Below are 14,662 nucleotides of genomic sequence, written 5' to 3' on the forward strand. Positions count from 1 at the left end.
TATTCTAAGGAAAAAGATATATATCTTATTATTAGCATTATGTATGCTACACGGATATAAGGTAAAAGCCCAAAGTGATGCGGGAAGTAAGCCGAGATATCTTTCTGCACCCCTTATTAAGTCGATTTATACGGCCGATCCGTCAGCACATGTTTTTAATGGGAAAATATATATATATCCATCGCATGATATAGATGCTGGTATACCTGAAAATGACAATGGTGACCATTTTGCCATGAGGGATTATCATATTTTATCAATGAATAAAATAGATGGGCCGGTAACCGATCACGGTATTGCGTTGGACATTAAAAATATTCCCTGGGCAGGTCGACAATTATGGGCACCTGACGCAGCCTACAAAAACGGAATTTATTATTTGTATTTCCCGGTTAAAGACAAGCATGATGTATTCAGAATAGGCGTGGCCATGTCAAAAAATCCTGCGGGGCCGTTTAAGGCGGAGCCTCATCCAATCCCCGGTAGTTTTAGCATTGATCCGGCTGTATTTACTGATACTGATGGTAGTACTTATATGTACTTTGGTGGTATTTGGGGTGGGCAATTGCAACGCTGGGCCACAGGAAAATATGATGCAAATGGTTCAAAAACAGATCTAATGCATGATGACGAACCTGCTTTAAGTTGCAAAGTCGTAAAGCTGAAAAATAACATGCTGGAATTTAACGGGAAAGTAAGAGATGTGATAATTGTAGATAGCCTGGGTAAGCCTTTAAAAACTAATGATCATAACCGGCGTTTTTTTGAAGGATCATGGATGCATAAATATCATGGGAAGTATTATTTCACCTATTCAACAGGAGATACTCATTTTTTGGCCTATGCGATAGGGAATAATCCATGGGGGCCATTTGTTTACAAAGGCATTTTTATGAAACCAGTACAAGGCTGGACAACACATCATTCTATTATTGAATTTAAAGGAAAATGGTACATTTTTTATCATGATACAGAACTATCAGGAAAAACACATCTAAGAAATGTAAAAGTAACAACGTTACAACATAATGCGGATGGTTCAATTAAGCTGATCGATCCTTTTATATAACAAAATCTTAAAAATGCTTTTCATAATATAACTTATCGACCATTAAAGCTATAATACTATTTCATCAAGCTTAATTATCGATATAAGACGTTTATTATCCTTATTAGATAGCCTGGAGCTATAATCTTATCAATACTATTCAAAATCAATAATGATGAATTCTCTAAAAGCAGCTCCTTGAAGCTGCTTTTTTGATAACTGTGCTTTTGAAGTATAAAGCTTATGCGAGCGAAAGTTTACCAATGTTAAATAAATTACCAAAATAGATTAATTTGTGTAGTATTTGTAAACTTGTTGTTTAGTATTTATATTTGACATCAATAAACCAAACATTTAGTAAGGCACATCATATGAAAAGACGGGATCTAATCAAAAAGATCGGACTGGCTACCGGAGCAGCGGCGTTAAGCAACGTTGTTGTGGCATCATCAACCAATCCAGAGCAAAAAAAGAAAAAGGTTTTGAAAATAGCGCACATTACCGATGTGCATATACGGCCTGAGTATAATGCTGTAGCTCGTTTCAAAAAATGTTTAGAAATGATCAAAAAAGATAAGGTTGATTTAATACTGAACGGTGGAGATTCCATATATGCAGCCGATTATGACGATATTAAGAAGGAACGTGTGGTTGAACTATGGAACTGTTGGAAGGATAGCGTATCCTTAATTAAAGAAGTTCCAATGTATAGTGTTCTTGGAAATCATGACATGTGGTGGCAGGGTAAAGGAGATGAGCTCTTCGGCAAACCAGGGGTGCTTAAAATGCTGGGTTTAAATAACAGCTATTACAGCTTCGATAAAAACGGATGGCATTTTATTATGTTGGATAGTAACCATCCAAAAAGCCCGGGTATGCTTGATGATGATCAATGGAACTGGTTTGTAAAGGATGTGCAGGCCAACAACGGCAAACCCACGTTAATCATGTCACACTACCCACTTTTAAGCTGCACCGGTATCACCGATAATAAACCCGATTTTATTGGCCCGTTTAAAGTGAGTGGTAGTTATAATCATCTGGATATTATGAAGTTTATTGACGTGTTTAACAAAAATAAGAATATCAAAATTTGTTTGAGCGGGCATATTCACTTGTTAGACAAAGTGTGGTATAATGATGTAAGTTATTTATGTAATGGAGCAATCAGTGGTTTTTGGTGGGAGCCCGGTGACGATGGTAAGAGCTCCTATAAACAAACGGTGCCGGGGTACTCCATATTAAACTTGTATAGTGACGGCAGTTTTGATGATCAATACATTAAATACGAAGCCAGATAATTGAAAATATAAACCTAATTGAAATGAAAAAGCTATCCCTCTCATTACTCGTTTTAATGCTAACTGGCATAACTGTTTTTGCCCAGAAAGCTACTTCCGACAAGGCCGGAAATATTATTATTGTATCCATAGATGGCTTGCGATGGCATGAGGTTTTCCAGGGTGCCGAAAAAGCGCTGATCCTAAACAAAAAGTATAATTCCCAGGATTCTATCCAACGAATAAAAAAATATTGGAGCGAGGATCAACAGGAACGAAGAGTTAAGCTGATGCCATTTGTATGGGGTGTTTTTGCAAAAGACGGGCAATTGTATGGCAACCGTGATTTAGGTAGTCTGGTAAATGTTAAAAATCCATATTGGTTTTCATATCCGGGGCGAAACGAAAACTTAACAGGTTATGCAGATCCTAAAGTTAACTCCAACGATTATCCTGACAATCCCAATAAGAATGTATTGGAATTTATTGATCAGCAAAAAGGATATAAAGGTAGAGTTGTAGCTTTTGCATCATGGGATGCTGTAGCTCGGATCATTAATCGTAACCGTAATGGTTTAATGGTCAATAATCCGTTTGAAGATATCAAAGGAGATAATCTTACTGAAGCTGAAAAATTGGCTAATGAAATTCAACATTACGAGCCTCAGATATGGGGTGATGGAGAACGTTTGGATGCCACTACATACGCACTTGCTAAATCATATATTGCGGCTAAGCACCCGAAAGTGGTTTACCTTGATCTGGCCGATACCGACGACCATGCTCACGGCGGCAATTATGATCTATACTTAGACGCCATCCACAATATTGACGCGATGATCAGCAGTTTGTGGAACTACATACAAAAAGATCCCTTTTATAAAAACAATACCACCATTATAGTGATGCCCGATCATGGGCGGGGAGAAGGAAAGCAATGGACAAGTCATGGCGCAAGTATTCCACATGCCAATGATACCTGGTTAATGACTATCGGACCTAAAATTAAACCTTTAGGCGAGGTGAAAAACGGTGGGCAGATTTATCAGGATCAATATGCGAAAACTATAGCCAAATTATTGGGCTTTAATTTTACATCGGTAAATCCTATTGGTGAGGTGATAGACAGCGTAGTGAAATAAACTCAGTTTGTATAATACCCATGAAATTAAAAACGCTTTTTATTTTAGTTGTTTTAATGCCCCTGATGCCGCCAGGGGTAAATGCGCAGGGATACAAAGCTAATTGGAACAGTCTTGACAAACGTCCTGTTCCGGAATGGTTCAAGGATGCCAAGTTTGGTATTTTTATTACCTGGGGGGTGTACTCCGTACCGGCTTATGCGCCCAAGGGGCAATATGCCGAATGGTATCAGTATTGGCTGCAAACGAATGCTTTTAATGGAGATGTGGCCAAATACCATAAACAAGTATTTGGAGATAAAACCTATTATGATTTGGCAAAAGACTTTAAAGCCGAATTGTTTAAACCCGATAAATGGGCTCAGCTTATTGAAAAATCGGGAGCTAAATATGTGATTCCGGTAGCTAAACATCATGATGGGTTTTGTTGGTGGCCAAATAAATACGCTAATGAGGTTTGGGGTCTTCCCTGGACTGCAATGGATGTGGGACCGAAACGGGATCTTTTGGGCGACCTTTTTAGTGCCTTGCATAAAACCTCCGTAAAGGCTGGTGTATATTTTTCATGGTATGAATGGTTTAACCCATTGTATAAATCAAATCCCGAGCAGTATGTATTGCAACATGCAATTCCTCAGGCAAAAGACCTGATAGAACGGTATAAACCAGCGGTTTTCTGGACAGATGGCGATTGGGAGGATAGCGATACTACCTGGCATGCCACCGAATTTTTGAGCTGGTTATATAATGAAAGTGCTGTAAAAAAAGATATAGTTACTTATGACCGCTATGGGAAAGGTATAAGATTTAAGCATGGAAGTGTCTATACGCCCGAATATCAGCCTGACATGGAATTTGGCGATCATTATTTTGAGGAAAGTAGAGGCATTGGCTTTTCATACAGCTATAACAAAATGGAGGATGCCTGGGATTACAATTCTCCGCAGGTTTTGGTCCTGCTATTAAGTGACCTGGTAAGCCGGGGTGGAAATCTGTTGCTTGATATTGGTCCTGATGCCTCGGGGAAGATTCCGCCAATTATGCAGGAACGGTTGTTGCAGATGGGTGACTGGCTTAAAATAAATGGGAGAGCTATCTATAACACCCGTAAATGGATAAGGCCATGTCAATGGAGCGAAGGTAAAAGAAACTATAAACCCAAAAGAATTGAAGGTGATTTTAAGGCAAACGGTGATTTTATGCTCAAGCTAACTGTTGATCCCGACCTAGGCTATGCTGTAAAAGAATGTTTCTTTACCAAAAATCCAACTACAAAAGAAGTATTTGCCATTTTACCAAAATGGCCGGTTAATAATCATTTTATAATAAAGGATATGCAGTTGAAAAGTGGTGCGGTGATTAAACTTATGGAAACGGGGGAGGTGATAAAATGGAAGCAAGAGGGTAGTAATATACTCTTAACCTTTCCTGTGTTTAGCCCGGTAAAATATAAAAGCCAATATGCCTATGCAATAAGTATACTGTAAATAAGATTATTGATATCAATATATATGGACAGAAAAGAATTTATAACAAAAAGCAGCATTGCCGGAAGCGCATTGTTACTGGCTCGTTATCCGCAATTGCAACCTTCCAATAAAAAGATCAGATTTGGTGTTATTGCCGATCTGCACCATGATTTGATATACGATGGATTGGATCGTTTATCCGCTTTTATTGATGTTATGAATGTTGAAAAGCCGGAGTTTATTATTCAGATGGGTGATCTTTGTTTTCCCAAAAGGGAAAATCTGCCATTGATGGATGTATGGGCCAAATTCCAGGGGCCAGCTTATCATGTGATTGGAAATCATGACACTGATGGAGGGTTCACGCGTGATCAGGTTGTGGAATTCTGGAAAGCAAAGGCGAAATACTATTCTTTTGACGCCAATGGCTTTCACTTTGTGGTTTTGGATGGTAACGAGCATAATCCATCGTCAGATAGGCCGCCTGGATACGCGCGTTTTATTTCGGTAACCCAATTGGAGTGGTTAAAAAAAGATCTGGATGAAACAATCTTGCCTACCATTATTTGCTGCCACCAGGGTTTGGATAATGATGCCGGAGGATTGGAGAATGGTACACTGATGCGCTACACGCTTGAACAAGCCAATCAAAAGAACAAACAAAAAGTCATATTGGTACTGAGTGGTCATCACCATCAGGATTATTATAATCAAGTTAACGGTATACACTATGTGCAGATAAATAGTGCCTCGTACCAATGGTTAGGAGATAAATACAAAGAGATCCGTTACTCTGAAGCTGTTGACAAAGCTAAGCCGGCGGTAAAATATACGATACCCTATAAAGACCCGCTATGGGCTATGGTGGAGATAGATCAGAAAGGAACGATTAATATAAAAGGCAGGCAATCGGTTTTTGTTGGATCGTCTCCAGAGAAATTGGGAGTTAACCTGATTGACTATATCTATCCAATAGTGCCTTTTATTTCCGACAGGAAGATCAAAATAAATTCATAAATATTAACCATAACTCTAAATGAAAAGATTACTTATTGCCTTTTGTTTATTAGGCTCTGCTTTACAGTTGAATGCCCAGGTTAAACATGTAAAACACATAGTGCTGATTGGTTGCGACGGTTTTGGCGCTTACGCAGTCGCCGACGCTAAAATGCCCAACTTAAAACATTTGATGGAAACAGGTTCATGGTCGTTAAAGGCAAGATGCGTGATGCCTTCTTCGAGTGCTGATAACTGGGCGTCTATGTTAATGGGAGCAGGAATAACAGAACATGGGTATACAGAATGGAATAGCAAAGTTCCTGAAATTCCTTCTGTCACAACAACTAAGTATGGTATTTTTCCAACCATTTTTAGTGTTATTCGCGATCAGAAGCCCGCCGCGAAAACTGCAGCGATTTATAGCTGGGGAGGCATTGCTCCACTGATTGAAAAAGATGCTATCAATATAGTAATACCGGGTGGTGATGCAGGAGATGATTTTTGTGTTGATACAACCGTGAGTGTCATTAAAAGAGAAAAGCCTCTTTTTACATTCATCCATGTTAGTCAGCCAGATGGGGTGGGACATAATATAGGGCATCGCACCCCGGCCTATTATGAAGAGTTGCAAAAGGTAGATATCCGGATCGGTAAAATTGTTCAGGCTGTGAAAGATGCAGGCATAGAAAACGAAACCATTATTATTGTAACAGCCGATCACGGGGGGATCAATAAAGGGCATGGTGGTAAATCATTGGATGAGATACAGATACCCTGGATAATAAACGGCCCAGGCATTAAAAAGAATCACGAAATAAAAGATGTGATCATTACCTACGATACAGCCGCTACCATAGCCTGGGTGTTTGGATTGAAAATGCCACAAAGCTGGCGCGGAAAGCCTGTGACTGATGGGTTTAATTAAGCGAGCCGCTTCATAGCGCATACTGTTTGAACGGGCACCATTTTGCTAAAAAGTGGGTTAACATGGTTTACACTTTTTATAGTTAAAACTTATTTAATTATCTTATAATCAATTAATTACTTTTATTTTGTCATGAAAAAACGGTTTACAGTGTAAACCATGATTTTGCAGGCTCATTATTGATTTTTTTTAATTTCGCCTGAATTGCCTGTGTTGCTATTTGAATAAGTTGCAGGGTTAAATCGGTCAAAATAAATTTGGATGCGTTTGCCCTCTTTCCTGTATAGCGTAACGAGTATCATAGTAAAATTTTGATTACTTTTGATCGAAAGTAATAACTATGCAAGACGATATTATCCTGAAGATCAGCTACCGGTTAAAAGAAATAAGAAAAGACAAACGCATAACCATTCAGGAACTGGCAGACAAGGCTGGTGTTAGTAAAGGATTGATATCCCAGATTGAAAATAACCGTACAATACCTTCACTTCCGGTATTAATGAATATCGTTCAATCGTTAAATCTAGATCTGACCGAGTTTTTTAAAGACCTCTCTTCCAAAGGCCATCAGGAAAAAGTATTCGTTATTCGCTCATCAGAATATAGCCCAATACAAAAAGAGGCCTCTAAGGGCTTCAGTTATCAGCGGATGCTCACGCGCAACATACAAGGCGGTCCTGTTGATTTTGTTTTGTTAGAGCTAAAAAAGGGAGCCCGTCGTAATAAAATGGTTGTTACCGATGCCTTTGAATATAAATATCTGATCAAAGGGAGAATTGAGTACCTGATAGAAGATAAAAGTTATATTTTAGAAGAAGGGGATTCTATCTTCTTTGACGGGCGCCTGGGGCACAACCTATCTAATATTGGCGATTCTGAAGCTATTATGCTGGTAGTTTATTATTTCATCTCCAACGATTGATCGGTACGTTAACCAATAATCAAATGATATAAGAGAGGGCCCCGTATTTAAATACGGGGCTTTTTTATACCTCTACCCTAAGCTGGGTGTAAAAAGCGAAAACCTTGGCGGTTATTTCAGTCATTATTCCACCCAGTTTGTATCTACAATATCTTCAATGCCTGCTTTTCTTTAAAAAAAAGCACTTCTCAAGACTATAATTTACTGCATTTAGCATGGTGTATTTTATCTGAAAAGTGGTGAAAATTTCTTGATTTTTTTAATCGCTGTATTTATTTAGTATTTATAAACAATTAATCAATTGTTTAGTAGCTGTTAAATGAGCATTCTGATGGCTTGATGATAATTTACGCAAACGTTTGTGTAAATTTTTTATTCATAATTCATTAATTTACAGTTGTATATGTTTGTTTTAGAAATTATCAACAAACGTGCTTGCAAAACGATTTAGTTCCTGTTGAAATAATTTTTCATGAGAAAAAGTTTAATATTTATTTACTTTTTGTTTACAAATAATGATTATAATTGTACAAATACTAAACAAAAACTGAAATTTAAACTATTTAGAAATGAAGAATTTTTACTTATTAAAGCACGGCCTGCTCCTGGTAGTAGTATGGTTGCTGACTTTGGGTGTAGTTCATGCTCAAAGTACGATTGAAGGAAAAGTTTCTGATCAGTCAGGGCCTGTTCCAGGAGCGGTTGTAAGCAATAAATCAACAGGGAAGAGTACCGCGTGTGATTTAAAGGGCGGATTCAGAATCACGGCAAATACCGGAGATATTTTGGAGTTTAAATCGCTCGGCTATCTAACCCAGTTGGTAAAAATTGAAGGTAAAGGTTCCCTAACTGTTTTGTTGAAGACTGATTCCAAAAACCTCAATGAAGTAGTGGTTACGGCTCTTGGTATCAAAAAAGATAAAAGAGCGGTGGGTTATGCAATCCAGGAAGTAAAAGGGGATGCATTAACCAAAGCCAGAGAACCGAACCCCGTAATTTCATTAACCGGAAAAGTCGCGGGTTTACTGGTTACACCAAGTTCGAATCTTTTTGGAAATCCGGGAATTTCTCTTCGTGGTCAAACAGGTGTACTTTTTGTGGTAGATGGCACACCGATCAGTACAGATTCCTGGAATCTGAGCGGGGATGATATTGAAAGCTATTCCGTATTAAAAGGTGCAAACGCAGCTGCCTTGTATGGTAGCAGGGGAGCCAACGGTGCCATTATTATTACAACTAAAAAAGGTACGGGCTCTAAGCAGAAAGCATTATCTGTCGAGTTTAATTCCAGCACGCAGTTACAGCTTGGATATAATGCTATTCCCAAAATACAAACCAGCTACGGTCCTGGCGATAATTTTGATTATGCGTTTAAAGACGGTAAAGGCGGCGGCACCAATGATAATGATTACTTTATTTGGGGGCCCAGATTTGAAGGTCAGCTGATCCCGCAATATAATAGTCCTGTTGATCCCAAAACCGGTGAACTGGTGCCTATACCTTGGCTGGCAAGAGGGAAGGACAATCTTGCAAATTTTTTGCAAAATGGATTAATAAGCACCAATAACGTGGCAATTGCAACGCAAAGCGATCTTGGTAATCTGAGGATGTCGGTTTCTGATATTTACCAACGTGGTACAATACCTAATACGCAGTTAAATATTACAAACTTTTCTGTTAATGGAACAATAAACGCAAGCAAAAAAGTGCGGTTTGAAGCTGGTATTAACTACGATAGGCAAATTTCACCAAATTATCCGGTTGCCGGATATGGCCCGGCAAGCCCCGTTTATTTGATGACGGTTTGGGGTAGTGCGAATTACGATGTGCGGGATCTGCGGAACTACTGGCAGCCTGGCAAAGTAGGTATTCAGCAATACTCAAACGAATATACTATCTATAATAACCCCTGGTTTGTAGCCTATGAAAATTTGCAGATCTATAAAAAGGACGACCTATATGGGCACGTACAGATGGATTATGATATAACCGATAAACTAAAATTTAACTTACGCACGGATGTAAGTACCTGGTCAAAAAACTATGCCGTTAATATTCCGGTTTCAGGGAATTTTTACCAATATGGCAGTTATAATCAGATTGGTGGTTACATAAACCAAAATTCGAAATTTTGGGAAAACAATACACAGGCTTCTTTAAGTTACGCCGATAAGTTCAGGTCATTTGGATATAAAACATCGGTTTTTGCCAATATACGCACCGTTAATGTTCAGGAAACCGATGCCAGTACAAACGGTGGCTTATTAGTGCCGGGTGTATATACTTTAAGCAATTCTGTTCTGCCCTCTGTGCCTAAAAACTATTTTGCCCAGCGTCAGGTAAACAGTGCGTATGGTTTGATCGATTTGAATTACAAAACTTATGTTTATCTAAACCTAACCGGGCGTTTTGATAAATCGTCTACTTTGCCGGCAAGTCATGACACTTATTTTTATCCCTCAGCTTCTTTGAGTGTTGTATTATCTGAGTTTATTCACTTACCCAAAGCTATATCTTATTTAAAGGCAAGAGGATCTTATGCCAATATTGCCCGCGACGTAGTGGATGAAAATAATCAGTATGATATTTACAAGCAGATACCTACATACACAACAAACTCTCTACGGTGGAATAACAATACCGGGGTTAATTATAGTAGTACGCTTTATAACGGAGATATACAAGCCGCGCGTGTAAAAACATCCGAAGTAGGTTTAGAGGCTCGCTTTTTAAATAGCCGCTTAGGTTTTGATGCTGCCTATTTTCATAATATAGAAGGTCCTGGAATTGTAAATGTTGCCGAATCACCTACCTCCGGTGTTACCTCTTATCAACAGAATGCTTACACCTATACCCGTAAAGGAGCGGAATTGACTATTGACGGAACTCCCATAAAAACAGCCAGTTTTTCATGGAACATAGCAGGTAACTGGGCCTTCAATCACAAATGGCTTGATAAGATTGATGGTGTACAGACCCGTAATGGTATGATCAAATTGGGTGACAGGGCAGATAGTTATTATATCTATGATTTTCAAAGAGATTCACAGGGTAACATCATTGTAAAATCAAATGGATTGCCGGCTAAAAATCCTTATCAAACTAAAGTAGGTTATACAGACAATAATTTTGTTGCCGGCATTAACAACACCTTCAAGTATAAAGCTTTTAGCCTGAGCTTCCAGTTAGATGGTCGTTTTGGTGGTAAGGTTCAAAACTATGTTGATTATAAACAATGGCAGGCGGGTGTAGCGCCGGGATCAGATTCGCCGCAACGTTTGGCTGATTGGAATAATCGCAATAATCCAAATTGGAAAGGTACCGTGATGACCAATGGGCAGAAGATCGTAAGTGGTCTATTAAGTACCGACCAGGATGGAAAAGTGATTTCGGACACACGGTTTTTTGCCCCTAATAATGTGCCGGTTCTTTATGAAAACTGGGCCAGTAACTTTTACACCGCAGATTATGAGATTACCAGGAGCGCAACATATGTTAAACTCAGAGAGGTTATATTAAGCTATAATTTCTCGAAAAACCTGCTTGATCGTACCCGGTTTATAAAAACGGCCAGTGTTTCTTTTGTAGCCAGGAACTTATTGTACCTCACCGGAAAAGGTACGCAAAATATGGATCTGGATCAGTTTACCTCCAGCTCTACCAATCTGCAAACACCAACGGTTAAAAGCATCGGCTTGAATTTAAACGCCACATTTTAAGATATTAATAAGCAACAACATGAAAGCAAGAAATATAACAGGCCTTTTATTACTTATTTTAAGTATGGCCCAATTGTCATGCAAAAAGTTTGATGATTTACGAAAAGATCCCTCGGCTATTGTAAACGCGCCGCCAAAGTTAGTTTTCACAGGTATTTTATTGGATCTTGTGCAATCTGAGGGCCCTTGGGGGCAAGATCAGCGGAATAACCAATTTATGGTATTAAACGAACCCTATTACGGAGGGCAGTATTATGATTGGATAACAGGTAGCTATACTAACTATACTTATCTGCAAAATGTTGGTCGCCTGGAAATAGAAGCACAAAAAAATGGAGCAGCGGCTGCGCCTTACCTGGCTCTTGCCAAATTTTTCAGAGCTTACTTTTTTGTCAATTTAACTACCATGTTTGGTGATGTTCCCATGAGTGAGGCACTGAACGGGGCAACCAGTAAAATTTTTACACCAAAGTATGATAGTCAGCATGATGTTTATATGCAATGTTTAAAATTGCTGGATGACGCTAATAACCAGATAGCACCTTTAGTTAAAAATAATGCAACAGTTGATGGTGATTTCTTTTATGCTGGCGATCTTTCTAAATGGCAGAAGTTGATCAATTCTTTCCGCTTACGGGTATTGATCAGCTTAAGTAAAAGAGCTGATGATACACCTGATTTAAATATCAAACAGCAATTCGCCAGTATAATCAGTAACCCGTCGCAATACCCCTTAATATTAACCAATGCTGATAATTTTCAATTAGTATATAATACTTCGGATGTATCTAATAACTATCCTTTGTGGCCAAGCAATGGCGTAGTTTTATATAAGGATCTGCGAAATACTCTGGGGGCTACCTATGTTGATATTATTAAAAAAACAAAAGATCCCCGCATCTTTGTGATCGCCTTGCCTACGGATTCGGCCAAGGCAAGCGGTGATCCAAATTATGCAACTGAATTTACTTCTTTCAGAGGAGCAAAAACCGGCGATCTGCAGTCCACTCAAAAAACACAGTCTATAGCAGGTTTGTTGAGTGAGATAAACTTTTCTTATTGGGAAGCCAGTCCATCCGGTATTCCTTATGTATACACAGGAGCATCCGAAACAAATTTCAGTATTGCTGAGGCGATAAACAGGGGATGGATACCAGGAGACGCTGCTACTTATTATAATCAGGGTATCGCAGAATCAATGAAATTTTATGGTGTAAATAGTGCTGCGATCAGTACATTTCAAGCACAAAACACCTATATAGGAAACACACCAGCCGGACTTATGCAAATATTGGAACAAAAGTATGTAGCTTTTTTTGAGAATTCCGGAAAAGAAGCCTATTACAACAACCGCAGAATGGGAGTGCCTAAATTTGATGTAGGGCCGCAAAATGCCAACAATAATTTGATCCCTACGCGTTGGGCTTATCCAACCGGCGAGTACACAACAAATACTGTAAATGTAAAAGCAGCTATTCAGAGCCAGTTTAGTGGTGCTGATACACAAAATGGTATTACCTGGCAGATAAAATAAAGAGTCCTGTTGATTGGCTAATTTAATCAAGGGCCGCATGGATGCGGTCCTTAATGTTAATATTTAGTATTAGTAAACAATAGTATTGGGTCTATACCGTGTCTTTATAGAAGTATGCAGAGTCTGTTGAAAAATATTTTCAAAAAGTTTAGTATTTGTTTACTTTTCTGTAAAAAATAGTTATATTTGAACATCAATACTAAACAATAATTATAAACAAAATTTAACGCCGACAGTGGTTTTAAAAATACTGGTAAAGTTGATTAATGTGTTTGTTTAGGGCCGTAGCGGTTACGGCCCTTTTTTACCATTCAATTGATAAATTAAAATCTGATATTATAAAAAATACATAATGAATACCATCTCAACAACGTCTTTCTCGGCCAACGGTAAAACATATACGCCTCCTGCAAAACCTATTGTAGTTATCTGCATGGATGGCTCGGCCGATGAATATCTGGATGCCACTATGGCCCATGATCGCATGCCTAATCTTAAAAAAATGGCATTACAAGGCTATCGTGGAATGGTGCGGGGAGCTTTGCCATCTTTTACCAACGTCAATAATTCATCTATTGTAACCGGGGTTAGCCCGGCAGTGCATGGTATCTGTGGTAACTTTTTTTATGACGTCCAAAAGGATCAAGAGGTGATGATGAACTCATCAGAATACCTCCGGGCCGATACTTTGCTGGCCGCGGCAGCAAATGCAGGGCGTAAAGTAGCCGTGGTAACTGCTAAGGAAAAATTACGGGATATTCTTTCCTATAAATTAAACGGTATTGCTTTTTCTGCTGAAAAAGCAGACCAGGCAAAACTGGAAACACATGGTATTGAAAATGCAGAAAAAGTTATCGGACATAAAACACCTGTGATTTATAGCGCCGAAGCCAGTCTTTTTGTTTTGCGTGCAGGTGTTGCGCTGATAGAACAGGGTATGGCCGATTTTCTATACCTGTCGTTAACAGACTATATGCAGCATACTTATGCTCCTGATACAGAAGAGTCTCTTGCTTTCTATGAAGCTCAGGATATTGAATTGGGTAAAATGCTTGAGCTGGGAGCCATCATTGGGGCAACAGCAGATCACGGTATGAATGCCAAAGTAAAGGCTGACGGTTCGCCAAACGTATTATTTATTGAAACAATGCTTACCGAAAAGTTTGGTGCAGGTTTCCGGGTTATTTGCCCGATAACTGATCCTTATGTAAAGCATCACGGCGCGTTAGGTTCCTATGTAGCTGTGCACGTGGAAAATAATTCGAATATCAATGAGGTGAAAAATTGGCTGGCTCAACAGTCGGGAATTACCGAAGTGTATGATAAAGAAACCGGCTGCCGTATCCTGGAGCAACCGGCCGACCGCACAGGTGATCTGTTTGTATTATCGGCCCGCGATGTTGTGGTTGGAAAAACGGCTGCTGATCATGATCTGAAAGCACTGGATGGAACTCTGCGTTCACATGGCGGCAGGTACGAGGAAATGGTGCCTTTGGTAGTTTCGCACCCATTAAATAGTGTGTACAAGATGAAGGCACAGGGTGATCCACGCAATTTTGATGTGTTTGATTTTGCAGTTAATGGCACTCATTAATTTGCGGTGCAAAAATAGGAATAGGCGCAG

At 39.1% G+C, this 14,662-nt stretch carries 10 protein-coding genes; all 10 read left to right on the top strand.

Annotated elements, in window-relative coordinates:
• The first annotated feature begins 43 nt into the window (after positions 1-43).
• The 10 genes from BLR84_RS21000 to phnA all read left to right on the top strand — a co-directional run bounded on the left by BLR84_RS21000 (position 44) and on the right by phnA (position 14,632).
• Positions 44-1,069, top strand: a complete 1,026-nt coding sequence (locus BLR84_RS21000) for a glycoside hydrolase family 43 protein (protein ID WP_090472061.1) — start codon at positions 44-46, stop codon at positions 1,067-1,069.
• 350 nt (positions 1,070-1,419) lie between these two features.
• The gene (locus BLR84_RS21005) at positions 1,420-2,349 is read left to right on the top strand and encodes a metallophosphoesterase family protein (RefSeq protein ID WP_090472063.1); all 930 of its coding nucleotides are present in this window, start codon (positions 1,420-1,422) and stop codon (positions 2,347-2,349) included.
• Positions 2,350-2,372: 23 nt separating this feature from the next.
• On the top strand, positions 2,373-3,470 hold the full coding sequence (locus BLR84_RS21010; protein WP_143013961.1) for an alkaline phosphatase family protein: 1,098 nt from the start codon (positions 2,373-2,375) through the stop codon (positions 3,468-3,470).
• A gap of 20 nt (positions 3,471-3,490) precedes the next feature.
• The gene (locus BLR84_RS21015) at positions 3,491-4,957 is read left to right on the top strand and encodes an alpha-L-fucosidase (protein ID WP_090472068.1); all 1,467 of its coding nucleotides are present in this window, start codon (positions 3,491-3,493) and stop codon (positions 4,955-4,957) included.
• Positions 4,958-4,981: 24 nt separating this feature from the next.
• A complete protein-coding gene (locus BLR84_RS21020) occupies positions 4,982-5,956 on the top strand; it encodes a metallophosphoesterase family protein (protein ID WP_090472070.1) in 975 nt (324 codons plus the stop codon).
• A 19-nt stretch (positions 5,957-5,975) separates the two neighbouring features.
• Positions 5,976-6,863: an alkaline phosphatase gene (locus tag BLR84_RS21025; protein ID WP_090472072.1), complete on the top strand. Its 888-nt coding sequence runs from the start codon at positions 5,976-5,978 to the stop codon at positions 6,861-6,863.
• Positions 6,864-7,203: 340 nt separating this feature from the next.
• Positions 7,204-7,785 carry a helix-turn-helix domain-containing protein gene (locus tag BLR84_RS21030; protein WP_090472074.1) on the top strand — a complete coding sequence of 194 codons (582 nt, stop codon included), beginning with the start codon at positions 7,204-7,206 and terminating at the stop codon, positions 7,783-7,785.
• 569 nt (positions 7,786-8,354) lie between these two features.
• Positions 8,355-11,504 carry a SusC/RagA family TonB-linked outer membrane protein gene (locus BLR84_RS21035; protein ID WP_090472076.1) on the top strand — a complete coding sequence of 1,050 codons (3,150 nt, stop codon included), beginning with the start codon at positions 8,355-8,357 and terminating at the stop codon, positions 11,502-11,504.
• 19 nt (positions 11,505-11,523) lie between these two features.
• Positions 11,524-13,038, top strand: a complete 1,515-nt coding sequence (locus tag BLR84_RS21040; RefSeq protein WP_090472078.1) for a SusD/RagB family nutrient-binding outer membrane lipoprotein — start codon at positions 11,524-11,526, stop codon at positions 13,036-13,038.
• Positions 13,039-13,390: 352 nt separating this feature from the next.
• On the top strand, positions 13,391-14,632 hold the full coding sequence (phnA, locus tag BLR84_RS21045) for a phosphonoacetate hydrolase (protein ID WP_090472080.1): 1,242 nt from the start codon (positions 13,391-13,393) through the stop codon (positions 14,630-14,632).
• Positions 14,633-14,662: the final 30 nt, after the last annotated feature.

Source organism: Mucilaginibacter sp. OK268 (genome assembly GCF_900103125.1).
In the GTDB taxonomy this organism is placed as follows: Bacteria; Bacteroidota; Bacteroidia; order Sphingobacteriales; family Sphingobacteriaceae; genus Mucilaginibacter.

What these genes read in the sequence shown, in the direction of transcription:
- BLR84_RS21000 (WP_090472061.1), top strand. Translation starts at nt 44, where the DNA reads ATGCTACACGGATATAAGGTAAAAGCCCAAAGTGATGCGGGAAGTAAG.
- BLR84_RS21005 (WP_090472063.1), top strand. Translation starts at nt 1,420, where the DNA reads ATGAAAAGACGGGATCTAATCAAAAAGATCGGACTGGCTACCGGAGCA.
- BLR84_RS21010 (WP_143013961.1), top strand. Translation starts at nt 2,373, where the DNA reads ATGAAAAAGCTATCCCTCTCATTACTCGTTTTAATGCTAACTGGCATA.
- BLR84_RS21015 (WP_090472068.1), top strand. Translation starts at nt 3,491, where the DNA reads ATGAAATTAAAAACGCTTTTTATTTTAGTTGTTTTAATGCCCCTGATG.
- BLR84_RS21020 (WP_090472070.1), top strand. Translation starts at nt 4,982, where the DNA reads ATGGACAGAAAAGAATTTATAACAAAAAGCAGCATTGCCGGAAGCGCA.
- BLR84_RS21025 (WP_090472072.1), top strand. Translation starts at nt 5,976, where the DNA reads ATGAAAAGATTACTTATTGCCTTTTGTTTATTAGGCTCTGCTTTACAG.
- BLR84_RS21030 (WP_090472074.1), top strand. Translation starts at nt 7,204, where the DNA reads ATGCAAGACGATATTATCCTGAAGATCAGCTACCGGTTAAAAGAAATA.
- BLR84_RS21035 (WP_090472076.1), top strand. Translation starts at nt 8,355, where the DNA reads ATGAAGAATTTTTACTTATTAAAGCACGGCCTGCTCCTGGTAGTAGTA.
- BLR84_RS21040 (WP_090472078.1), top strand. Translation starts at nt 11,524, where the DNA reads ATGAAAGCAAGAAATATAACAGGCCTTTTATTACTTATTTTAAGTATG.
- phnA (WP_090472080.1), top strand. Translation starts at nt 13,391, where the DNA reads ATGAATACCATCTCAACAACGTCTTTCTCGGCCAACGGTAAAACATAT.